We start from the raw sequence: 21,582 nt of genomic DNA, 5'->3' as shown, positions 1-21,582 counted from the left end.
TGCCGTGACTGGCTCAGAGTACACGGGGGTCGCATCTGGGTGCACGACAGACGCGGTGCCACGCTCGCCGTGCTGCCCGAGCCGCGCGAGGGGAGGCGGGCGCCCCCCGCGCCCGCCTCCCCGTGATGCTGATCAGACAGCATCGCCGCCCCCCGGCGACCGGCCGGGCATGGCCGGTGAGACCGCCGTGAATGGCGGCCTCAGAGATCAAGACGGCGATCCGTGCTGTTCATTACGACGATCGCCGCTGATGTATCGGGATTTCCAGATACGGGTCGCGAGAGGCAATGCAACTCGATCTCAGAAAGACTGAATCCGAGTCCGCCCACCCCATAGGGTGGGGGAGTGCTCGACCTCACCGCCGATCTGAGCCCCGATCAGGAACGAAACGCCGTTTCCCCCGAGTGGCGCGACCCGTCACGATACTGGCCGCGCCTGTCTGCGGCGACCGGCCATCTGCCGGCTCCCGTGGCGGTGATCGATCGAGAAGCTCTGCGCTACAACGCCCTGGATCTGCTGGTTCGCGCGGGCGGACTGCCGATCCGCGTCGCGTCGAAGTCCGTGCGGGTGCGCTCGGTGCTCGACGCCGTGCTGCAGCTGCCCGGGTTCAGAGGAATCCTCGCCTTCACGCTGGCCGAGGCTCTGTGGCTCGCCGAGACGCACGATGACATCGTCGTCGGCTATCCGACGGTCGACCGCGCGGGACTCGCACAGCTCTTCGAATCCGAGGAGGCGGCGCAACGGATCACGTTGATGGTCGACGATCCGTCGCACCTCGACATCATCGACAGCGTCGCGCCCGCAGGCAGCCGCCCGGACATCCGGGTCGCGGTCGACGCCGACGCATCACTGCGATCCGTCGCGCTCGGCCACATCGGGGTGCGACGGTCTGCTCTGTTCACCGCGGGCGAGGTCGCCGCCTTCGCACGCAAGATCGTGCGCCGCCCCGGGTTCCGGCTCGTCGGACTTCAGATGTACGAGGCTCAGATCGCGGGCCAGGGAGACAACGCCGGAGCGGATGCGCCGGTAATCCGTCTCATGCAGGCGCGTTCCCGATCCGAGCTGCGTGAGCGTCGAGCCGCGATCGTCGGCGCCTTGTCAGAGGTCGCATCGCTCGAATTCCTCAACGGCGGCGGAACCGGTTCGCTCGAGTTCACCGGCAGCGACGAGTCGCTGACCGAGGCGAGCGCGGGCAGCGGACTGCTCGGCGGGCATCTCTTCGACGGCTATCGATCATTCCGCCCCGCACCGGCGTCCGCCTTCGCGTTCGACGTGGTGCGGCGCCCCGCGGCCGACATCGCAACCGTGCTCGGCGGCGGATGGATCGCTTCCGGTCCCGCTGTCGCGTCGCGGCAACCGCTGCCTGTCTGGCCGCAGGGGCTGCGCACGCTGTCCCGCGAGGCCGCGGGCGAGGTTCAGACACCGCTGCAGGGCCGCGAGGCCGAGCGGCTCGGAGTGGGCGACCGTGTCTGGTTCCGCCACGCGAAGAGCGGCGAGCCTGCCGAGCGCATCGACAGCTACCAGCTCGTCTCGGGCGATGAGATCGTCGACGAGCTTCCGACGTATCGCGGCGAGGGGAAGGCGTTCCTGTGACCCGGATCGGGGGCAGCTGGCAGAACTGGGCGAGGTCTGCGCAGGTCACACCGCTGCGCGTAGAGCGCCCGCGAACCCCTGAAGGCGTGCAGCGCGCGGTCCGCGCCGCGGTCGCGCAGGGGCTCACGGTGAAGGCGGTCGGCGCGGGACACAGCTTCACGGGCATCGCCGTCGCTCCCGGCGTGCTCCTGGAGCTCGACGACATGCAGGGCCTGGTGTCGGCGGACGCGGCCACCGGACGAGCGACGCTGCTCGCGGGCACACGACTGCACCGCATCCCGTCGCTCCTCGCACCGTTCGGCCTCGCGATGGAGAACCTCGGCGACATCGACCGGCAATCCATCTCGGGTGCGATCTCGACGGGGACGCACGGTACCGGCGCCGGCTTCGGCGGCCTTGCGACGCAGGTCGTCGGCGCGACGCTGGTGACCGCCGCAGGGGAGTTCCTCCGGGTGGACGAGGGACAGAACGCAGACCTGCTCCCCGCTATCGCGCTGGGTCTGGGCGCGCTCGGCATCCTGGTCGAGGTGACGCTGCAGTGCGTGCCGATCTTCCTCATGGAGGCGATCGATGAGCCGGAACCGCTCGACGACGTTCTCGAGGCCCTGCACGACAGGGTCGAGGCATCGGACCACTTCGAGTTCTACTGGTTTCCGCACACCGACATCGCCCTGACCAAGAGACAGACGAGGGTGCCGGAGTCGACGAGGCGGCAGCCGCTTCCCGTCCTGGGGCGCTGGATCGACGAGACGGTGCTCTCGAACGGCGTGTACCGAGCGGTGTGCGCGACGGGACAGGCGATGCCGGCCATCACCCCGCCCTTCAACAGGCTTGCGGTGAAGCTCACGGGCGACCGGCGGTACACAGAGCTCTCGCATCGAGTCCTGACCCAGAGCCGTACTGTCAGGTTCCGTGAGATGGAATATGCGGTGCCCGCCGAGAACGTGGTGCCGGCGTTCCGCGCGGTCCGCGACCTCATCGAGCGACGCGGGTGGCGCATCGAGTTCCCGATCGAGGTGCGCTTCGCGGCGGAGGACGACAGGTGGCTGTCGACGGCATACGGCAGGGCGAGCGGATACATCGCGGTCCACCGCTACTGGCGCGCCGACCCGTCCGCCTACTTCGAGGCCGTGGAGCAGATCATGCTCGAGCACGGCGGGCGCCCGCACTGGGGCAAACTGCACACGCAGACAGCCGAGCAGCTGCAGGAGCGCTATCCCCGTTTCGGCGATTTCACCGCGCTGCGCGACCGGCTCGACCCCGAGCGTCGGTTCACCAATCGGTACCTCGATCGGGTTCTCGGCGCATGATCCGGGTTCTGCGCCTGACCGCCGCACCCAGTCGACGCGCAGGCTCCGCCGATAGGATGAGACAAACACGAGGAAGGGTGGGCCTCTGATGGAATGGCTCGTGCCGGTACTGATCGTCGTCGGTGTGATTCTGCTCATCGGAATCTACCTCTGGGCGACCTACAACTCGCTGGTGCAGCTGAACGTCCGCGTCGACGAGGCGTGGAGTGGCATCACGGTCCAACTGAAGCGCAGGGCAGATCTGATACCCAACCTCATCGAGACGGTCAAGGGTTACGCCTCGCATGAGAAGGCGGTCTTCGAGAACGTCACTCGTGCGCGAGCGGAGACGCTCTCGGCCGGCAGCCCGGGTGAGGCGGGAATCGCAGAGGGGCACCTCCAGCAGGCGCTTCGCAGCCTCTTCGCGGTCGCGGAGGCCTATCCGCAGCTGCAGGCGAGCCAGAACTTCCTGCAGGTGCAGCAGGCCCTCGTCGACACCGAAGACAAGATCCAGGCCGCGCGCCGCTTCTACAACGGCGGCGTCCGCGAGCTGAACACGAAGATCAAGGTCTTCCCGAACAACCTCTTCGCGAAGGGGCTCGGATTCACCGAGCGCGAGTTCTTCGAGGTCGCCGACAGCGGCGCGATCTCCGAGCCGCCGCGCGTGCAGTTCTGACCTGCGGGAAGGCCCGATGCGCATCGTCGCATCGGGCCTTCTGCGTATTCGGGCGCTGACCCGGAGCGCTGCTCACCACACGTCGAGATCGACGTCCCCATCCTCGACGCTCACGTCACCGCGGAGCGTCCACGACTCCGTGCGATAGGTCTCGGTTCGCGGACTGCCGTCTTGCCCGGTGCCCGACACGGTCGCGACGAGGATGCCGCCTTCGGCGATGAATCCGTCATCTGTCAGCTCGAGCACCGGCATCCGCTCGACACGGAAGCGGACGTCGTCGACCGCGGCGAACTCGGTGCCCCACGGGATCCTGATCCCGCACCCCTCCGGGATGAGGCCGTCGGTGAGCTCGGCAGAGGTGCAGTCCTCGAGGTGATCGTCGAGCGCCCGCTGCGCCAGAGCCCGCGGATCGGCATCGGGTGTCGGCGAGCTCGTCGCGGTCGGCGTGGCCCGTGCCGAGGGGATGTCGCTCGACGCCTGCCAGAGCCACACGGCTGCCCCCGCGACCAGGAGCGCGGCGACACCGCCCCCGATCGTCCACGAGAGGCGGCGATTCACTCGGATGCCTCTCTGGCGTGCACATGGCGACGCACGGATGCGTCTGCGCGACCGGACAGCGCCGCATGCAGAGCCTCGGACGCGGTGCCCCAGCGCGAGACGGAGACGTGCGCCAGCCCCTGCCATGCCGCCGCAAGGGCGAGCTCAGCGGCGATCTTCTCGGCATCCGCGCCCGGCTGGCCCTGAGGCTCCCACCAGGCCGATTGCACCTGGAGCGTCGACGTCGCGCGGTCGGCCTTGAGATCGACACGCGCCACGATGCGGTCGCCGACGAGCACGGGCAGCGAGTAGTACCCGTATCGCCGCTTCTCGGCAGGAACGTAGATCTCGATCCGGTAATCGAGCTCGAAGGCGCGCAGAGCCCTGTCACGGAACCAGACCACGGGATCGAAAGGTGTCAGGAGCGCGGCGGCGTCGATCCTGCGCGGCAGCACGGCGTCGCGGTGCCTCCAGCTGGGCAGCGGACGACCGCCGCGGTCCCAGCCGCGCACGGAGACCGCGAGGATCTCGCCTGAGTCGACCAGATCCGCGATCGACTGCGACACCGCCGCTCGGTCGCGGATGCGGTGGTAGTCCGCGAGGTCCGACTGGGTCGCGACCCCCGACGATCGTGCCGCGCGCCGGGTGAGCTCGCGGATCGCGTCCTCCCGGGGCACGTGCTGCGACAGGATGGCGTCGGGGATCACCTGCTCGGCGAGCGCGTACGTGCGCTCGAAGCCCTTTCGACCGCTGATCGCCACGTCGCCGGTGCGCCACAGGTGCTCGAGGGCGAGCTTCACGTCATCCCAATCCCACCATGTGCCACGCTCGCGAGGAGCGTCGTCGCGGAGGTCGGCCGGTCGCAGCGGCCCCCTGGCTCGGAGCTCGTCCTGCACCCAGCGGAGAGTGCGCGTGTTGGTGCTCATCCAGGAGTCGGGCGCCGCCCATCTGGCGCGGAAGTGATCCATGCGGAATCGCCACAGAGGCCAGTCCTCGATGGGGATGAACGTCGCCTCGTGAGCCATGTACTCGACGTAATGGGTCGTGCGCGAATGGAAGACGCGATCGAAGAGCGCCGGTTCGTAGGCACCCAGGCGCGAGAACAGCGGCATGTAGTGCGACCGTGCGAACACGTTGACCGAGTCGATCTGCAGCACGCCGAGACGATCCATGACGTGGTGGATGTGCCGGGCCGACACCGAAGCCGGGCGTGCACGAGAGAAGCCCTGCGCGGCGAGCGCGATGCGACGGGCCTGGGCGGCGCTGAGGGTGTCGGTCACCTCGTCAGGGTAGCGCCGAGCGCCGACATCCGCGCCCGGCCCGTCACGACGGTCGGCGGCTGCGCCGTAGACTTGGGCGATGAGCGAAGAGCAGCGTCCGCGGCTGAGAGACCTCTTCCGTCCGCGCCCCGTCTCCCTTGATCGCACGGTGACCACCGAGGCCGACGAGGCGGTCCCCCGAGGGCTGCGCGTCACGGCGGCATACTCGTGGCGGATTCTGCTGATCGCCGCGGTGGTCGCCGGATTCATCTGGCTCGTCATCGAGCTGAAGCTCCTGGTGATCCCGCTCATGGTCGGCATCCTGATCACGGCCCTGCTGTGGCCGGGATTCCAGTGGATGCTGCGCCACCGCTTCCCGCGGTGGCTGGCCGTCGCCCTCTCGATCATCGGCACGCTCGCGATCGTGTCCCTGCTCATGTGGCTCGTGATCTGGCAGGTCCGTGCGCAGCTGCCCGACGTGCAGGAGCGCAGTGCGCAGGCGGTCGACGAGTTCCGTCAGTTCCTGCTCACCGGACCGCTGCACCTCAGCGACTCGCAGATCCAGGGATACATCGACCAGGCCCTCCAGGTCGTCAACGAGCAGACTCAGACGCTCTTGAACGGTGCGCTGGCAGTCGGCACGACCGCGGCGCACGTCGTGACCGGTGCGGTCCTCTCGCTCTTCATCCTGATCTGCCTGCTCGCCGACGGCCGGGGCATCTGGGAGTGGACGCTGCGCCTCTTCCCGCGCGCTGCGCGCCCCGCCGCCGACGCCGCCGCGAGCAACGGCTTCGCGACGATCGTCAACTACGCCCGAACCCAGTTGCTCGTCGCCGCGATCGATGCGGTCGGCATCGGCGTCGGCGCCGCTCTGCTCGGCGTGCCGCTGGCGATCCCCGTCGCCGTGCTCGTCTTCCTCGGTTCGTTCGTGCCGATCGTCGGTGCCGTCGTGACCGGCGCGATCGCCGTACTGCTCGCGCTGGTCTACAACGGCCCCTGGATCGCGCTCGCGATGCTGGCCGTCGTGCTCGGCGTGCAGCAGCTCGAGGGTCACATCCTGCAGCCGATCCTCATGGGCTCGGCAGTGAAGGTGCATCCGCTCGCCGTCGTCCTGGTGGTCGCCGGGGGCTCGATGGTCGGCGGCATCCCCGGCGCGCTGTTCGCGGTGCCTCTCGCGGCCTTCGTCAATGTCGCCGCGGTGACAGTCAGCACCGGCGCCTGGCGCACCGGCGATAAACCGAACGCAGACCTTATCTGGAGCACAGTGCCGCGCGAGCGCACACGGAGGAATCGATGAGCGCAGTCCCCAGCCTGACCGAGTTCGAGAACGCCGCTCAGAGTCTGGCTGAGGTGATCACGCGAACGCCGACCCTGCCCTCGCGCGCCCTGTCGGACGTGCTCGGCGCACCGGTGGTGCTCAAGATGGAGAACCTGCAGCGAACGGGATCCTTCAAGATCCGTGGTTCGGCATACCGCCTCTCGCAGCTGAGCGCCGAGGAGCGTTCGCGCGGCGTGGTCGCAGCGTCCGCCGGAAACCATGCACAGGGCGTCGCCCTCGCGGCCCAGACGCTCGGAATCCAGGCGACCATCTTCGTGCCCCTGGGCATTCCCGTGCCCAAGCTGCTGGCGACGAGGAGCTACGGTGCCGAGGTCGTGCTCGAGGGAGAGACCGTGGCGACCTCGCTGCGACTCGCCGCTGAGTTCGCCGAGCGCACGGGGGCAGTGATCATCCATCCGTTCGACCACCGCGACGTCGTCATCGGGCAGGGCACACTCGGACTCGAGCTGCTCGAGGACGCTCCCGATGTCGACACGATCGTGCTGGGAATCGGCGGCGGGGGCCTCATCGCCGGCGTCGCGGCCGCGGTGAAGGCCAAGGCTGCCGAACTCGGGCGCTCGGTGCGCATCATCGGCGTACAGGCCGAGAACGCCGCGGCGATGATCCCTTCGCTGGAGGCCGGGTACCCCGTCGACATCGAGACGAAGCCGACGATCGCCGACGGAATCCTGGTCGCGCGACCGGGGGCCATACCGTTCGAGATCATCAAGGACCTCGTCGACGAGGTCGTCACCGTGACCGACGACGACCTGGCGCGCGCCATTCTGGTTCTTCTCGAGCAGTCCAAGGTGATCGCGGAGCCCGCCGGAGCGGTGGGTGTCGCCGCGATCCTCGCCGGCAAGGTGAAGGCGAGCGGCACGACCATGGCCGTCGTCTCCGGAGGCAACATCGACCCGCTGCTGCTGCAACGTGTCGTCTCCCACGGCCTCGCGGCCTCGGGCCGTTATCTCACGATCCGCATCCCGCTGCCCGATCGCCCCGGTCAGCTCGCGCGAGTCTCGGAGCTCATCGCCCAGGCGGGAGCCAACGTCATCGAGGCCATGCACACCCGGCACGGGCACGGCCTGCAGATCAGCGAGGTGTTCCTCGAGCTCAGCGTCGAGACGCGCGGTGCCGAGCACTCCGAGCACACCCTGGACACGCTCCGTCGCGCCGGCTTCCAGCCGATCGTCGTGCCGGACTGACGCGACGCGCACTCAGCCCTGACATGCAGATGCCCCGTCCAGTCGGACGGGGCACCTGCATGTCAGGGCACGAGCCCGATGCTGACCGGTGTCAGCCCGTGTAGGTGTCGACGTTCACGATCTCGACCGAGATCGCGCGGCCGTTCGGAGCCTCGTAGGACGACTTCTCGCCGACCTTGAGTCCGAGGATCGCCTGTCCGAGCGGGCTGGCCTCGCTGTAGACGTCGAGGTCGCTGCCCACGGCGATCTCGCGGCTGCCGAGCAGGAAGACCTCTTCGCCGCCGGCGACGATCGCGGTGACGACGGTGCCGGGCTCGACGATGCCGCGGCTCGCGGGCGCCTCACCGACCTTGGCCGTCTTGAGGAGGTTCTCGAGGGTGCGGATCCGCGCCTCCTGCTTGCCCTGCTCGTCCTTGGCGGCGTGGTAGCCGCCGTTCTCCTTGAGGTCGCCCTCTTCGCGGGCCGCTTCGATGCGCTTGGCGATCTCTTCGCGACCGGTGGTGGAGAGGTGCTCGAGCTCGGCGACGAGCCGGTCATACGCTTCCTGCGTGAGGAAGGGAACCTGAGCGTCAGTAGACATGACGAAGCTCCTTCGGTAGGTACCCGGCGACGTTCCGCGGGGGATATGCCAAGACGCCCCGGCACGTGCCAGGGCGTCATCTGTCTGGCACGAGTCTAGGCGACCCAGCAGCTGTTCACCAAACCTGTCGTCGCGGCTGAGACGGTGGGAACCGTGGCCGAGAGCGCCTGCGAATGCGTGTCTCCCGCAGGGATCTCGACGACCTTCCAGCCGACCACGCCGAACTCCTCGTCGAGCGCCTCGACGACGCAGGCCACGTCCTTGCCCTGCACGCCGGTGATCTGGAAGCGCACGGTGACGCTGTGCTCGTCGACCAGGTCGAAGCCGAGGTCGTCGGAGTCGACGGCGTTCATCTGCGACGTGACGATCATCCAGCCGAACGCGCCGACGAGAAGCGCGGCGATGGCGATGACGATGATCCACGGACCCCGTCGGGTGCGGGTGCGGCCATAGCGGTCGTCGAGCTGTTGTGCGGTCGTCACGGGGTGGGTCTTCCGGTCGTTAGGCTGGTAACTCCAGGTTATGCGACCTGCGCATGAAAGGCAGACTCCATGCTTGCTCTGACCGAGACCCCGATGCCGACGCCCACGATGACCGTGGCACCGGAGTTGGTCACGCCCGGATTCGTCGGCTTCGCCGCCGTGGTGATCATCCTCGTCGCGGTGATCCTGCTGATCCTCGACATGAACCGTCGGATCCGTCGGGTGCGCTACCGCGAAGAGGTCAGGGACGAGCTCGATGCCGAAGAGGCCGCGCTCGCGGCCGACGAGGCGACCGAGACGGATGCCGATCTGCCGATCGTCCGCGAGGGCGACGACGACCCCCAGAAGCGCTGACCGGACCGGAGCGGTTCAGGCCCCGAGCGACGGGGACAGCGGCGCCAGCGCGATGAGCAGGCACGCGACCCAGTGGCACAGGAACGCGAGCACCGTGCACAGGTGGAAGATCTCGTGGAAGCCGAAATGGCCAGGCCACGGGTTGGGCTTCTTGAGCGCGTAGACGATCGCGCCGCCCGTGTAGAGCAGGCCGCCGACGATGACGAGCGCCATCATGGTCGCGTTCGCGACGAACAGGTCGGCGAGGTACATCACCGCCGCCCATCCGAGCAGCAGGTAGAGCGCGACATACAGCCACCGAGGGGCATTGATCCAGAAAACGCGGAACAGGATGCCGATCAGCGCACCCGACCAGACGAAGACGAGGAGCAGCGCGCCCTTGCCCGGGGGGAGCGCCAGCACGGCGAGCGGGGTGTACGTCCCGGCGATCAGGAGCAGGATGTTCGCGTGGTCGATCCGCTTGAGGATCATCTTGACCTTCGGACTCCAGTCGATCCGGTGGTACAGCGCCGAGTTGCCGAACAGCAGCAGCGATGACGCCATGAACACCGCCGCAGCCCACTTCGCGGCGCCACCCTGGGCGACGACGATCAGCACCACACCGGCGACGATGGCGATCGGGAAGGTGGCCGCATGCAGCCAGCCTCGCCAGGTGGGTTTGATCTCGGCCGCGGCGACGTCGTGCGCGGCGTCCTCCAAGAGAGGCAGCTGGGGGACGTCGGGTACCGAGGAGTCGGGTGTGCTCACGCCCTCACTCTATGCGGGCGATCATGCAGCCGAGCGTACATATCCTGAGGATCGATCCTCGGTCCCGAGACCGCCGACACGATAGCGTAGGGAGGTGATGTCACGCGATGTTCAGGGGCGGGGGCCGCTGTACCGGCTCTATACCAGCAGGCTTCGCCGACACCTCGACCCCGAGTCGGTTCCGCACCACGTCGCCATGATGATCGACGGCAATCGGCGTTGGGCGCGTCAGCTGGGCTATGACACTCCGGCTGAGGGTCATAGGGCCGGTGCCGCCAAGATGCGGGAGTTCCTCGGATGGTGCGACGAGCTCGGCATCCGCGTCGTGTCGCTCTATCTTCTGTCGAGTGACAACCTGCTCAAGCGCGACTCGGCAGAGCTGGCCGACCTGATCGAGATCATCGCGGAGCTCGCCGAGGCTCTGTCGCGCGAGGGCAACTGGCGAGTGAAGCACGTCGGCCGCTCGGACATCCTCCCCGCGGAGCTCGCGAGAGTGCTCGACGACGCACAGGAGCGCACGCGCGACCACACGGGGCTGCACGTCAACCTCGCGGTCGGCTACGGCGGCCGCAACGAGATCGTCGACGCCGTGCGCAGCATCGTCACCGCGCATCAGGCGTCCGGAGGGACGATCGAGGACCTCGCCGCGCATCTCACACCCGAGATGATCGGCGAACATCTCTACACCGGCGGCCAGCCGGATCCCGATCTCGTCATCCGCACGAGCGGCGAGCAGCGACTGAGCGATTTCCTGCTGTGGCAGAGCGCGCACAGCGAGTTCTACTTCGTCGAGGCGCTCGGGCCGGATCTGCGCCAGGTCGACTTCCTGCGAGCGATTCGCGACTTCGCCGACCGCGATCGGCGCTTCGGCCGCTGAGACGGTGCATCAGGGGGTCGGTCACGTCCCGTTAATCAACACGTAACGAACTGGTGGCGTGTCGAGCCAGGCGAATGTCGGCACCTGGTCGTAGCTTCTAGGCATCGGGCAAGGCGCCCGTCGGGTCGGCCTCAGGTTGACGACTCGTGACCCCCTGGTCGACTCGTTCGAACAAACCGGGATTCCCCGGGTCGGGAGTGGGTCGTGACCTCACGTACAGCGCAGCAGTCCACAGGCACAGCGCAGCAGTCCACCCGTAAGACGACGACGCGAGCAGCGTCCGCTGATCCTGATCAGGATCTCCGGACGTATGTGCTCGACACGTCCGTCCTGCTGAGTGATCCTCAGGCCTTCTTCCGGTTCGCCGAGCATTCGGTGGTCGTCCCGGTCGTGGTCATCACCGAGCTCGAGGGCAAGCGCCACGACCCCGAGATCGGCTACTTCGCCCGTCAGGCGCTGCGTCACCTCGACGACCTGCGCATCGAGCACGGTCGTCTGGACTTCCCGGTCGAGGTGGGCGAGGGCGGCACGCTCCGCGTCGAGCTGGCCAACACCGACTCGTCGGTGCTCCCCGCCGGGATCCGGCTGAGCGACAACGACACCCGCATCCTCTCCGTCGCCATGAACCTCGCACAGGACGGGCAGGACGTCACGATCGTCTCGAAAGACCTTCCGATGCGGGTCAAGGCGGCGTCCCTCGGACTTCGCGCCGAGGAGTACCTCGCCGAGCAGGCCGTCGACTCGGGCTGGACCGGCATCACCACGCTCGACCTGTCGGGCGATGAGATCAGCGACCTGTACGAGAGCGAGGTGGGCATCAGTGAAGACGCCAGAGGCCTGGCGGTCAACACCGGGCTCATCATCCACTCCGAGCGCGGATCCGCCCTCGGCAGGGTGACCGGCGACGGCGAGTACAAGCTCGTGCGCGGCGATCGCGACATCTTCGGGATGCACGGGCGATCCGCCGAACAGCGGATCGCGATCGACCTGCTCACCGACCCCGACATCGGCATCGTCTCGCTCGGCGGGCGTGCGGGCACCGGAAAGTCGGCACTGGCGCTCTGCGCGGGTCTCGAGGCGGTGCTCGAGCGGCAGCAGCAGAAGAAGATCATCGTGTTCCGACCGCTGTTCGCCGTCGGGGGCCAGGAGCTCGGCTACCTGCCCGGCGACCAGGGCGAGAAGATGGGCCCGTGGGGGCAGGCGGTCTTCGACACGCTCGGCTCGGTGGTCTCGGGCAACGTCATGGAGGAGATCGTCGAACGGGGCATCCTCGAGGTGCTTCCGCTCACGCACATCCGCGGTCGGTCGTTGCACGACGCGTTCGTGATCGTCGACGAGGCGCAGTCGCTCGAGCGCAACGTGCTGCTGACGGTGCTCAGCCGCATGGGGCAGAACTCCCGAGTGATCCTGACCCACGACGTCGGTCAGCGCGACAACCTCCGCGTCGGACGTCACGACGGCATCGCCAGCGTCATCGAGACGCTCAAGGGACACGACCTCTTCGCCCACGTGACCCTGATGCGCTCGGAGCGCTCCGCGATCGCCGCCCTCGTGACTGAGCTTCTGGAGGGAGGCGAGCTCAGCTGAGCTGACTCTTCGACAGCGGATGCCGTGGTCTCACGGCATCCGCTGTCGTGTATTCCGGAGGACGCGTCGGCGATTCGCTTCCCTCCGCGCTGACGTCGGCATACGCTCGTGGCACCGAACGCAGACGATGGAGTGATGCGCGATGAGTGATGCGACGAAGACCGTGGAAGACGACCAGCTGCCGCCCGTGGCGGTGGACGAGAAGCCGCGGTGGACTCCGCTGAAGATCGTGCTCTGGGTGGCGATCGCGCTGCTGGGCGGCATCGCCTGGACGATGCTCGCGATCGTCAGGGGAGAGACGGTGAACGCGATCTGGTTCGTGTTCGCGGCGGTCTGCACCTACCTCGTGTTCTACCGCTTCTACTCGAAGTTCATCGAGCGGAACCTGGTCAAGCCGAACGACCGGCGAGCGACCCCCGCCGAGTACAAGGCGGACGGCAAGGACTACGTCGCGACGGATCGTCGGGTGCTGTTCGGCCACCACTTCGCCGCCATCGCGGGCGCCGGTCCACTCGTAGGTCCGGTGCTGGCCGCCCAGATGGGCTACCTTCCCGGCACGATCTGGATCATCGTCGGAGTCGTGCTCGCGGGTGCGGTGCAGGACTACCTCGTGATGTTCTTCTCGATGCGGCGAGGCGGACGCTCTCTCGGTCAGATGGCCCGCGACGAGCTCGGCCGATTCGGTGGAACGGCGGCGATCATCGCGACGCTGCTCATCATGATCATCATCACGGCGATCCTCGCCCTCGTGGTCGTGAACGCCCTCGGGGAGAGCCCGTGGGGCGTGTTCTCCGTGGCGATGACGATCCCGATCGCCCTGTTCATGGGGGCGTACCTCCGATGGATCCGCCCCGGCAAGATCACCGAGGTGTCGATCATCGGCTTCGTGCTGCTGATGGCCGCGATCATCGGCGGCGGCATGGTCGCCGAGACCGACTGGGGTCAGGCGATCTTCACGCTCGACCGGACGACCATCGCGTGGGGCATCATCGTCTACGGCTTCATCGCGGCGGTGCTGCCCGTGTGGATGCTGCTGGCTCCGCGTGACTACCTCTCGACGTTCATGAAGATCGGCGTGATCGTGGCGCTCGCCGTCGCGATCCTGTTCGTGCGGCCCGAGATCACCGTCCCGGCCTTCAGCGAGTTCGCCGCGGGCGAGACGGGGCCGGTCTGGGCAGGGGCGCTCTTCCCGTTCCTCTTCGTGACGATCGCCTGCGGGGCGCTGAGCGGATTCCATGCGCTCATCGCGTCGGGCACGACGCCGAAGATGATCGAGAAGGAGAAGCAGACGCGCTTCATCGGCTACGGCGGGATGCTCATGGAGTCGTTCGTCGCGATCATGGCGCTCGTCGCCGCGATCTCCATCGACCGCGGGCTGTACTTCGCCATGAACTCCTCGCCGGCGGCGACGCTCGGCACGGTCGAGGGCGCGGTCGCGTTCGTCAACGGTCTCGGCCTGACCGGGGTGAACCTGACACCCGAGATGCTCACGAGCACGGCCGAGGCGGTGGGGGAGGAATCGATCGTCTCCCGCACGGGCGGCGCGCCGACGCTGGCTCTCGGCCTCGCACACATCATGCAGCAGTGGATCGGCGGCACCGGGATGATGGCGTTCTGGTATCACTTCGCGATCATGTTCGAGGCGCTGTTCATCCTGACTGCGGTGGACGCCGGCACCCGCGTCGCGCGCTTCATGCTGCAGGACTCGGTCGGCAACGTCTTCCCTCGCTTCAAGGACACCTCGTGGCGGGTGGGCGCGTGGATCTGCACGGCCGTCATGGTCGCGGGGTGGGGCGCGGTGCTGATCATGGGGGTCACGGATCCTCTCGGCGGCATCAACACCCTGTTCCCGCTGTTCGGCATCGCCAATCAGCTGCTGGCGGCGATCGCCCTCTCCGTGGTGCTCACGATCGTGGCGCGCAGACGCACCTTCAGGGTTCTCTGGGTGGTGGCGCTGCCGCTGGCATTCGTCACGGTCGTGACGGTGACGGCCTCGCTGCAGAAGATCTTCTCGACCGTGCCGCAGGTCGGCTACTTCGCGAACCATGTCGCCTTCCGCGACGCTCTCGCGGCGGGGGAGACCTCCTTCGGCACGGCGACCAGCGTCGCCGCGATGGAAGCGGTCGTCCGCAACACCATGATCCAGGGCATCCTGTCGGTGACGTTCCTCGTGCTGTCGGTGATCGTGATCACCATCTCGATCATCAAGGTCATCCAGGCCGTGCGCCCCGGGCCCGTCATCGACCAGGAGGACCCGGAGGTGCCGTCGCACCGCTTCGCACCGGCCGGTCTCATCGCCTCGTCGGAGGAACGCGCCGTCGAGAAGCAGTGGAACGCCCTCCCTTCGTCCGCTCAGCCCACGAGGGGGCACTGATGGCCGCCGTGGTATCCGACCATGTTCGGCGGGCCTGGCACGCGGTCGCCTGGTACGTGAACGGCGTGACCGGGCAGTCGCGGTACGCGTCCTACGTCGCGCACGAGCGGGAGCGGCATCCCGAGAGAGAGCCGCTCAGTGAGCGGGAGTTCTGGAGGGCGCACTACGCGCAGCAGGATGCCGACCCGGGTGCCCGCTGCTGCTGACGCCGTAGACGACGGATGCCGCAGGGACCGAGTCCCTGCGGCATCCGTGTTCAGAGCCTGACGATCAACCGGGGTGGGTCATCGAGAGCAGGTCGAGCTTCTCGTCGAGCTGCTCGAGCGTCAGGTCGCCGCGTTCGACGTATCCGAGGTCGATCACGGCGTCGCGCACCGTGATGCCCTTCGCGACCGAGTGCTTGGCGATCTTCGCCGCTGCCTCGTAGCCGATGAGCTTGTTGAGCGGGGTGACGATCGACGGGCTCATGCCGGCGAATGCCGCCGCGCGGTCGAGGTTCGCCTGCAGTCCGTCGACGGTCTTGTCGGCGAGCACACGCGAGGCGTTCGCGAGCAGACGGATCGACTCGAGCACCGCCGTGCCCATGACCGGGATGGCGACGTTCAGCTCGAAGGACCCGGACGCGCCGGCCCAGGCGACGGTCGCGTCGTTGCCGATCACTCGCGCGCAGACCATCAGCACAGCCTCGGGGACGACCGGGTTGACCTTGCCGGGCATGATCGACGAGCCGGGCTGAAGGTCGGGGATGTGCAGCTCTCCGAGACCCGTGTTGGGGCCCGAGCCCATCCAGCGCAGGTCGTTGTTGATCTTGGTCAGCGAGACCGCGATCGTGCGCAGCGCGCCCGAGGCCTCGACGAGTCCGTCGCGGTTGGCCTGCGCCTCGAAGTGGTCCTTCGCCTCGGTGATCGGCAGCTCGGTCTCGGCGGCGAGCAGCTCGATGACCTTCTGCGGGAATCCGAGCGGCGTGTTGATGCCGGTGCCGGTGGCGGTGCCGCCCAGCGGAACCTCGGCGACGCGGGGGAGTGCAGACTGCACGCGCTCGATGCCGAGGCGCATCTGACGGGCGTAGCCGCCGAACTCCTGGCCGAGCGTGACCGGGGTGGCGTCCATGAGGTGCGTGCGGCCGGACTTCACCGCGTCCTTCCACAGCTCGGCCTTCGCCTCGAAGGCGACGGCGAGGTGGTCGAGCGCGGGGATGAGCGTGTCGATGAGCGCCTGCGTGACGGCGATGTGCACGGAGGTCGGGAACACGTCGTTCGACGACTGCGAGGCGTTCACGTGGTCGTTCGGGTGCACGTTCGCACCGAGGATGCGGGTGGCGAGAGTGGCGAGCACCTCGTTCATGTTCATGTTCGACGACGTGCCGGAGCCCGTCTGGTAGGTGTCGACCGGGAACTCACCGTCGTGGGCACCGGCGGCCACCTGGTCGGCGGCCTGGGCGATCGCGTCGGCGATGGCCCCGTCGAGGGTTCCCAGCTCCTTGTTCGCGAGTGCAGCGGCCTTCTTGATGCGCGCGAGCGCGGCGATCTGCGTGGACTCCAGGCCCTTGCCCGAGATCGGGAAGTTCTCGACGGCGCGCTGCGTCTGTGCGCCATAGAGCGCGTTCACGGGAACCCGCACCTCGCCCATGGTGTCGTGCTCGATGCGGTACCCCTGCGCGTCTGCGCCACTGTGCTGGTCGGTCATTCCGAACCCTCCTTGGTTGCGGGGCCGTGCCCCTCGGTGTCGTTTCCGTCTGTGTCGATTCCGACCGTGATGACGGGCACCGCAGTGCCCTCGGCCAGACGGTAGTTGGCGCCCACGATGCCCAGACGGCCGTCGGAGACAGCCTGCGAGATCACCTCGGACGACTGCAGCAGGTCCCGGACCGTGTTGCGCAGGTGCTCTTCGCCCACGAGCTCCGCGTCGATCTCGGCGACGGTGGTGCCGCCGCTCTCGGCCAGCACCTTGCGCGCCGCCGGGACGATCGGGGCGATGAGCTTCCAGATGTGCGGCGGCAGGGGCGCGGCGTCGATGGCCGTTCCGTCGATGGCAGCGCGGACGGCACCGCACGAGTCATGCGCGAGGACGACGATCAGAGGCACGTTCAGCACGGCGACCGCATACTCGAGGCTCGCGACTATGGACTCGCCGATCACCTGGCCGGCGTTGCGCACGACGAACAGGTCGCCGAGTCCGAGGTCGAAGATGATCTCCGCGGCGAGGCGCGAGTCCGAGCAGCCGAACAGCGTCGCGACCGGATGCTGTGCCTCAGCGAGGTGCTTGCGTCGAGCCACGTCCTGGTTCGGGTGCTGAGGTGCGTCGGCGACGAATCGCCGATTGCCGTCCTGCATCTGCTTCCAGGCAGCAGCGGGCGTGAGCGCGTGGGTCATGGTCACTCCGAGAGGTCGCGGATCTGGGGGACGAGAGACTCGGCGAGTTCCGCGGTGGAATCGGCGGAACGCGAGCCGTAGAGCAACAGGTAGTCGTCACCCGCCTGGGTGCCGATGGCGTAGGTGATGTTCTGCTTCGCCCCGGCATCACCGAGGTCGTAGACATCCCATTCCAGGCCGCCGATCGACGTCGTGTCGGTGGGCGCGGTGCCGTTGAGACGCTGAGGCGCCCATGAGGAGTCGGCGTCGAAGGCCTGCGCGAGCTTGATGAATCCGCGCTCGTCCTCGGCGGACGGCGCCAGGGTGACGTCCCAGACCACGGTGGCGGCGCTCGTGAGCTCGGCGGTGTTGACCCGCCAGAAGTCCGCCAGATCGGGCACGATCACCGGGCGATCCATGGTGGATTCCACGTCGCCGGCGATGCCGACCACGTCGATCTTCTGCGTGGTCGCAGGCTCTCCGCGCGGAACGGCCAGCACGATCACCGCGACGATGGCGAGGGTGACGATCAGCGCGGCGACCAGACTGCGCACGGTCTGACTCGAGCGGTAGGCCTTGCTCGAGGCGGCCTTGCGTGCGGCGGTCTCCTCGGGAGTCTCCGGACGCCCGAGCTCGGCGACGATGGGAGCCGGCTTGTTCACGATTCGTCTCCCTCGGCGGTGCCGGTCGACGTGGCGCGCGCGGCCTCGAGGCGGCGCTTCGCTCCGAGCAGCCATTCTTCGCAGCGAGCAGCGAGCGCCTCGCCGCGCTCCCAGAGTGCGAGCGACTGTTCGAGCGTCGGAGCGCCCTGTTCGAGTTCGGAGACGACCTTCACGAGCTCATCGCGAGCGGCCTCGAATGACAGGGTGTCCACGGGGGTGTCATTCAGCGCACTCACGCCTCCATCCTACGCGGTGCGCACGACACCCTCAGCCGGAACGAGGCACCGGTGCTTCCTCGATCTCGCCTTCGGAGCGCGCCGCGATCGAGCCCCGGTCGACCGTGATCGTCAGGCCGCTGCCTGCCGGTGCGTCCGCGGCGTCTCGGAGGATCACTCCGCCGTCGAGGTGGGCGATCGCGTAGCCGCGCGACAGCGTGGCTGCAGGAGAGAGCGCCCTCAGCGAGGCCCGAAGTTCGCTGGTCGCGCGACCGGCCGCATCGTGTTGGCGCCTGATCGTGTCGCGGCCGCGCGAGAGCAGCAGCCACACGTCTTGGGAACGCGACTCGATGATCGGGTCGGGAGAGCGGAGAGAGGGGCGCGAGCGCAACTGCTCCAGCTGCGCGATGTCGTGCGAGAGCCGCTGCGTGAGCCTCGTCGTCGCTCTCGAGCGCAGTTGCGCGATCAACGCGCGCTGCTCGCTCACGTCGGGGACGACGCGCTTCGCGGCATCCGTGGGAGTCGAGGCGCGCAGATCGGCGACGTCGTCGAGCAGCGGGTGATCGTTCTCATGGCCGATCGCGCTGACGATCGGCGTGGATGCTGCCGCCACGGCCCTCACGAGACGCTCGTCGCTGAATCCGAGAAGCGTCTGCGGGTCGCCACCGCCCCGGGCGATGACGATGACGTCGACATCGGGGTCGGCGTCGAGACGCGCCAGCGCCGCGAGCGTCTCCGGCACGCATCGGTCGCCCTGCACGGCGGCGTACTCGGTGCGGAACCGCACCTGCGGCCAGCGGAGCTCCGCATTGCGGTGCACGTCCTTCTCGGCATCGGACTTCTCGCCGGTGATCAGACCGATCACGTGCGGGAGGAAGGGCAGGCGCTTCTTGCGTGCCGGATCGAACAGTCCCTCCTGGCGCAGCTGCAGACGGAGCTTCTCGAGCTTCTCGAGCTGGTCGCCGAGACCGACGTGCTTCATCGCGGAGACGGCGAAGCTGAAGTCGCCGGCCTTCACGAAGTAGTCGGCCTTGACCGCGGCCACGACATGATCACCCACTGCCAGGTCGCCGGGGATCCGCGGGCGCACACTCGACCAGATCCGGATCGAGATCTGCGCGTCGGAGCGGGTGTCCTTGAGACGGGCGAAGATGTTGCCGCCGCGGACGTTCCAGGACGTGATCTCGCCCTCCACCCACACGGTGTTCCACCGGGCCACGAAGTCGCGGATCGTGGCGTTGAGACGTGCGACCGATGTCGGAGCATCGGCCGATGAGTCGCGCGGAGCGACCGCATCCGCCGGGGGAGTCTCGCCGGATCCCGTCGAGGCTTCGAAGACCGTCATCCGCTCAGTGCACCTTCCCGCTCCTGCTCAGGTTGTCGACGGTAGAATTCAAGAGTGACCTCGACTGCCGTTCATCTGCCCCTTCCGCGCGTTCCACGAGTACGTGGGGCGGCCGGGCGGCTTCAGGATAACCCGGTCGTCGGGAACAAGCGCGTTCTGCTCGCCGCTCCGCGCGGATACTGCGCCGGGGTCGACCGCGCCGTGGTCGCCGTCGAGAAGGCGCTCGAGCGCTATGGCGCCCCTGTCTACGTGCGCAAGCAGATCGTGCACAACATCCACGTGGTGACCGAGCTCGAGGACAAGGGTGCGATCTTCGTCGAGGAGGTCGACGAGGTTCCCGAGGGTGCGCACGTCGTCTTCAGCGCGCACGGCGTCTCACCTGCCGTCGTCGAGGCGGCATCCGACCGCGGACTCCATGCGATCGACGCGACCTGCCCTCTGGTCACGAAGGTGCACCGCGAGGCCGTCCGCTTCGCCCGCGACGACTTCGAGATCCTACTCATCGGCCACGAGGGCCACGAAGAGGTCGAAGGCACTGCGGGTGAAGCCCCCGAGCACGTGACCATCGTGAACTCGCCGGCCGAAGCCGACACCGTGCAGGTGAAGGATCCCTCGAAGGTCGTCTGGCTCTCGCAGACCACGCTCTCGGTCGACGAGACCATGGAGACGGTGAATCGCCTGCGTGCGCGGTTCCCCGAGATGCACAATCCGCCGTCCGATGACATCTGCTACGCGACGCAGAACCGTCAGGTCGCCATCAAGAAGGTCGCGGCGAACGCCGACCTCGTGATCGTCGTCGGTTCGTCGAACTCGTCGAACTCGGTGCGCCTGGTCGAGGTCGCACTCGAGTACGGCGCGAAGGCCGCCTATCGCGTGGACTACGCCGAAGAGGTCAAGCAGGAGTGGCTCGACGGCGTCGCCACGGTGGGCGTCACCAGCGGTGCCTCCGTTCCGGAGGTTCTCGTGCACGAGGTGCTCGAGGCGCTCGAAGGAGCCGGTTACCGCGACGTCGAAGAGGTCAAGACGGCGGAAGAGGACCTGATGTTCTCGCTGCCGAAGGAACTGCGGCAGGATGCCGCGGGCCAGCGCGATGCGCGTGCGCTGGGAGGTCGTTCCTCCGGTGGGAATGCGTGACAGTGGCGCCACTGAGGCGGCACCGACGCTGATCGGCTCGGTTCAGCGTGCGCTCCGGCTGGTCGACATCGTGGCGAACTCGCCACGACCCGTGCCGGTCAAGAGTCTCGCGGCGCGAACGGGTCTCACCCCCGGGACGACGTACAACCTCGTGCGGACGCTGGTGCATGAGGGGTATCTCGTGAGCGAGCCCGACGGTCTGGTCCTCGGCGAGAACTTTCCCGCATTCCGTTCGCGGTCCGATGCGGGCGGCGTGTTCTTCGCCCATGTCCGCGCGGCCCTGCGCCGCGCCACCGAAGAGGTGGGCGCCACCGCCTACCTCTCCCGCTACGAGAATGGCGAGCTGCACCTCGTCGACATCGTGGATGCTGCTCGCAGCCCGCGGATCGACCTGTCGGTCAGTCTCGACTCGAGCGCGCACGCGACAGCGCTCGGCAAGCAGATCCTCGCGGACCTGAGTCGCGATGAGCGGATGGACTATCTCTCGCGCCACCCGCTGGAGCAGCTCACGCCCCGCACGATACGGGACCCACAGGCTCTGCTGACGGCGCTCGAGCGTTCCCGCGGATTCGCCGTGGACTGTGAGGAGTACGCGATCGGAAATGCCTGTGTCGCCGTTCCGGTGACCGCTCCGAACATCAGAGCGTCGCTCGCCGTCTCGCTTCCGATAGGCCATCCGCGGCTCGATCGCGGCCTCGTCGAGAAGCTCCGACTGGTGGCACGGCGGTTGTCGCTCCAGCTGGGTGCAGAAGCGCTGGGCGGCAGTGCCTCCCGTCTCGCGACGTCGTTCTGACGCTCGCCGCTTACAGCGCCTGCGTCTCTTCACTATCTGAAGAAGTGCCACTGGTGCTCGGGCACACGCTTTCCATAACATGTGAGAAGTAGTCGTCTGTGCAATCGGCGCTACTGGTGGTGGAACGTCCCCAGCGTTCCTCGATCCACTTGGATGACGAACGTCCCCAGCGTTCCGAGTCCGCGGCCCCGAGGAGTCCCCACT

The 21,582-nt window shown here is 68.0% G+C and carries 22 protein-coding genes; 12 read left to right on the top strand and 10 right to left on the bottom strand.

The window, feature by feature from the left end:
• Positions 1–345 precede the first annotated feature (345 nt).
• The 3 genes from OB895_RS06265 to OB895_RS06255 all read left to right on the top strand — a co-directional run bounded on the left by OB895_RS06265 (position 346) and on the right by OB895_RS06255 (position 3,558).
• Positions 346–1,593 carry a type III PLP-dependent enzyme domain-containing protein gene (locus tag OB895_RS06265; protein WP_311879486.1) on the top strand — a complete coding sequence of 416 codons (1,248 nt, stop codon included), beginning with the start codon at positions 346–348 and terminating at the stop codon, positions 1,591–1,593.
• Positions 1,590–2,903 carry a D-arabinono-1,4-lactone oxidase gene (locus tag OB895_RS06260; RefSeq protein ID WP_311879484.1) on the top strand — a complete coding sequence of 438 codons (1,314 nt, stop codon included), beginning with the start codon at positions 1,590–1,592 and terminating at the stop codon, positions 2,901–2,903. Before OB895_RS06265 ends, OB895_RS06260 begins: the two co-directional genes overlap by 4 nt.
• An 88-nt stretch (positions 2,904–2,991) precedes the next feature.
• A complete protein-coding gene (locus OB895_RS06255) occupies positions 2,992–3,558 on the top strand; it encodes a LemA family protein (protein WP_042542063.1) in 567 nt (188 codons plus the stop codon).
• A gap of 72 nt (positions 3,559–3,630) precedes the next feature.
• Here the strand turns inward: OB895_RS06255 and OB895_RS06250 are convergent, their stop codons facing one another.
• Both OB895_RS06250 and OB895_RS06245 read right to left on the bottom strand, forming a co-directional pair.
• Positions 3,631–4,116 carry a hypothetical protein gene (locus tag OB895_RS06250; protein ID WP_311879483.1) on the bottom strand — a complete coding sequence of 162 codons (486 nt, stop codon included), beginning with the start codon at positions 4,114–4,116 and terminating at the stop codon, positions 3,631–3,633.
• Positions 4,113–5,375, bottom strand: a complete 1,263-nt coding sequence (locus tag OB895_RS06245) for a winged helix-turn-helix domain-containing protein (protein WP_311879482.1) — start codon at positions 5,373–5,375, stop codon at positions 4,113–4,115. Before OB895_RS06245 ends, OB895_RS06250 begins: the two co-directional genes overlap by 4 nt.
• 79 nt (positions 5,376–5,454) lie before the next feature.
• Here OB895_RS06245 and OB895_RS06240 point away from each other — a divergent pair, with 79 nt between their 5' ends.
• On the top strand, positions 5,455–6,651 hold the full coding sequence (locus tag OB895_RS06240) for an AI-2E family transporter (RefSeq protein ID WP_079112501.1): 1,197 nt from the start codon (positions 5,455–5,457) through the stop codon (positions 6,649–6,651).
• The gene (gene ilvA / locus OB895_RS06235) at positions 6,648–7,877 is read left to right on the top strand and encodes a threonine ammonia-lyase (RefSeq protein ID WP_311879479.1); all 1,230 of its coding nucleotides are present in this window, start codon (positions 6,648–6,650) and stop codon (positions 7,875–7,877) included. Before OB895_RS06240 ends, ilvA begins: the two co-directional genes overlap by 4 nt.
• Before the next feature lie 91 nt (positions 7,878–7,968).
• On the opposite strand, the gene greA is transcribed toward ilvA, so the two are convergent.
• Together greA and OB895_RS06225 are read right to left on the bottom strand one after the other, a co-directional pair.
• A complete protein-coding gene (gene greA / locus OB895_RS06230; RefSeq protein ID WP_042542059.1) occupies positions 7,969–8,457 on the bottom strand; it encodes a transcription elongation factor GreA in 489 nt (162 codons plus the stop codon).
• A 95-nt stretch (positions 8,458–8,552) separates the two neighbouring features.
• On the bottom strand, positions 8,553–8,939 hold the full coding sequence (locus OB895_RS06225; RefSeq protein WP_042542058.1) for a DUF4307 domain-containing protein: 387 nt from the start codon (positions 8,937–8,939) through the stop codon (positions 8,553–8,555).
• Positions 8,940–9,008: 69 nt separating this feature from the next.
• Between OB895_RS06225 and OB895_RS06220 the strand changes: the two genes are divergently transcribed.
• Entirely contained in the window at positions 9,009–9,293 is a 285-nt protein-coding gene (locus tag OB895_RS06220) for a hypothetical protein (RefSeq protein ID WP_311879477.1), read from the top strand.
• 15 nt (positions 9,294–9,308) lie between these two features.
• On the opposite strand, the gene trhA is transcribed toward OB895_RS06220, so the two are convergent.
• Positions 9,309–10,040 (bottom strand): PAQR family membrane homeostasis protein TrhA, encoded by a 732-nt coding sequence (gene trhA / locus OB895_RS06215; RefSeq protein WP_079112503.1) that lies wholly within the window; start codon positions 10,038–10,040, stop codon positions 9,309–9,311.
• Positions 10,041–10,137: 97 nt separating this feature from the next.
• On the opposite strand from trhA, the gene OB895_RS06210 reads away from it, so the two are divergent.
• The 4 genes from OB895_RS06210 to OB895_RS06195 all read left to right on the top strand — a co-directional run bounded on the left by OB895_RS06210 (position 10,138) and on the right by OB895_RS06195 (position 15,084).
• Positions 10,138–10,917: an isoprenyl transferase gene (locus OB895_RS06210; protein WP_042542055.1), complete on the top strand. Its 780-nt coding sequence runs from the start codon at positions 10,138–10,140 to the stop codon at positions 10,915–10,917.
• Between the two features lie 204 nt (positions 10,918–11,121).
• Entirely contained in the window at positions 11,122–12,504 is a 1,383-nt protein-coding gene (gene phoH2, locus OB895_RS06205; RefSeq protein ID WP_042542054.1) for an RNA 5'-3' helicase PhoH2, read from the top strand.
• 142 nt (positions 12,505–12,646) lie between these two features.
• Positions 12,647–14,878 (top strand): carbon starvation CstA family protein, encoded by a 2,232-nt coding sequence (locus OB895_RS06200; protein ID WP_042542053.1) that lies wholly within the window; start codon positions 12,647–12,649, stop codon positions 14,876–14,878.
• Positions 14,878–15,084, top strand: coding sequence for a YbdD/YjiX family protein (locus tag OB895_RS06195; RefSeq protein ID WP_042542052.1), 207 nt, complete (start codon positions 14,878–14,880; stop codon positions 15,082–15,084). Before OB895_RS06200 ends, OB895_RS06195 begins: the two co-directional genes overlap by 1 nt.
• A gap of 64 nt (positions 15,085–15,148) precedes the next feature.
• Here the strand turns inward: OB895_RS06195 and OB895_RS06190 are convergent, their stop codons facing one another.
• Genes OB895_RS06190 through xseA form a run of 5 tightly spaced genes read right to left on the bottom strand, consistent with a single transcriptional unit; the run spans position 15,149 to position 19,451 of the window.
• On the bottom strand, positions 15,149–16,564 hold the full coding sequence (locus tag OB895_RS06190; RefSeq protein WP_079112504.1) for a class II fumarate hydratase: 1,416 nt from the start codon (positions 16,562–16,564) through the stop codon (positions 15,149–15,151).
• Positions 16,561–17,250 carry a carbonic anhydrase gene (locus OB895_RS06185; protein WP_042542050.1) on the bottom strand — a complete coding sequence of 230 codons (690 nt, stop codon included), beginning with the start codon at positions 17,248–17,250 and terminating at the stop codon, positions 16,561–16,563. The genes OB895_RS06190 and OB895_RS06185 overlap by 4 nt, the downstream gene beginning before the upstream one ends.
• 2 nt (positions 17,251–17,252) lie before the next feature.
• Positions 17,253–17,891 (bottom strand): DUF4245 family protein, encoded by a 639-nt coding sequence (locus OB895_RS06180; protein WP_042542049.1) that lies wholly within the window; start codon positions 17,889–17,891, stop codon positions 17,253–17,255.
• Positions 17,888–18,127, bottom strand: coding sequence for an exodeoxyribonuclease VII small subunit (locus tag OB895_RS06175; protein ID WP_042542048.1), 240 nt, complete (start codon positions 18,125–18,127; stop codon positions 17,888–17,890). Before OB895_RS06175 ends, OB895_RS06180 begins: the two co-directional genes overlap by 4 nt.
• Before the next feature lie 31 nt (positions 18,128–18,158).
• A complete protein-coding gene (gene xseA / locus OB895_RS06170) occupies positions 18,159–19,451 on the bottom strand; it encodes an exodeoxyribonuclease VII large subunit (RefSeq protein ID WP_309687036.1) in 1,293 nt (430 codons plus the stop codon).
• A 54-nt stretch (positions 19,452–19,505) separates the two neighbouring features.
• Between xseA and OB895_RS06165 the strand changes: the two genes are divergently transcribed.
• Together OB895_RS06165 and OB895_RS06160 are read left to right on the top strand one after the other, a co-directional pair.
• Positions 19,506–20,585: a 4-hydroxy-3-methylbut-2-enyl diphosphate reductase gene (locus OB895_RS06165; RefSeq protein WP_197066103.1), complete on the top strand. Its 1,080-nt coding sequence runs from the start codon at positions 19,506–19,508 to the stop codon at positions 20,583–20,585.
• Entirely contained in the window at positions 20,578–21,378 is an 801-nt protein-coding gene (locus OB895_RS06160) for an IclR family transcriptional regulator (protein WP_042542201.1), read from the top strand. The genes OB895_RS06165 and OB895_RS06160 overlap by 8 nt, the downstream gene beginning before the upstream one ends.
• The last annotated feature ends 204 nt before the right edge of the window (positions 21,379–21,582 follow it).

Source organism: Microbacterium forte, assembly GCF_031885415.1.
GTDB lineage: Bacteria > Actinomycetota > Actinomycetes > Actinomycetales > Microbacteriaceae > Microbacterium > Microbacterium forte.
The sequence above is the reverse complement of the archived record's forward strand: the minus strand, read 5'-3'. Positions and strand labels throughout refer to the sequence as shown.

Excerpts from the sequence above, each read along its gene's own strand:
- OB895_RS06255 (WP_042542063.1), top strand. The coding sequence starts at position 2,992 with ATGGAATGGCTCGTGCCGGTACTGATCGTCGTCGGTGTGATTCTGCTC.
- OB895_RS06240 (WP_079112501.1), top strand. The coding sequence starts at position 5,455 with ATGAGCGAAGAGCAGCGTCCGCGGCTGAGAGACCTCTTCCGTCCGCGC.
- ilvA (WP_311879479.1), top strand. The coding sequence starts at position 6,648 with ATGAGCGCAGTCCCCAGCCTGACCGAGTTCGAGAACGCCGCTCAGAGT.
- greA (WP_042542059.1), bottom strand. The coding sequence starts at position 8,457 with ATGTCTACTGACGCTCAGGTTCCCTTCCTCACGCAGGAAGCGTATGAC.
- OB895_RS06220 (WP_311879477.1), top strand. The coding sequence starts at position 9,009 with ATGCTTGCTCTGACCGAGACCCCGATGCCGACGCCCACGATGACCGTG.
- OB895_RS06210 (WP_042542055.1), top strand. The coding sequence starts at position 10,138 with ATGTCACGCGATGTTCAGGGGCGGGGGCCGCTGTACCGGCTCTATACC.
- OB895_RS06200 (WP_042542053.1), top strand. The coding sequence starts at position 12,647 with ATGAGTGATGCGACGAAGACCGTGGAAGACGACCAGCTGCCGCCCGTG.
- OB895_RS06195 (WP_042542052.1), top strand. The coding sequence starts at position 14,878 with ATGGCCGCCGTGGTATCCGACCATGTTCGGCGGGCCTGGCACGCGGTC.
- OB895_RS06190 (WP_079112504.1), bottom strand. The coding sequence starts at position 16,564 with ATGACCGACCAGCACAGTGGCGCAGACGCGCAGGGGTACCGCATCGAG.
- OB895_RS06185 (WP_042542050.1), bottom strand. The coding sequence starts at position 17,250 with ATGACCCACGCGCTCACGCCCGCTGCTGCCTGGAAGCAGATGCAGGAC.
- xseA (WP_309687036.1), bottom strand. The coding sequence starts at position 19,451 with ATGACGGTCTTCGAAGCCTCGACGGGATCCGGCGAGACTCCCCCGGCG.
- OB895_RS06160 (WP_042542201.1), top strand. The coding sequence starts at position 20,578 with ATGCGTGACAGTGGCGCCACTGAGGCGGCACCGACGCTGATCGGCTCG.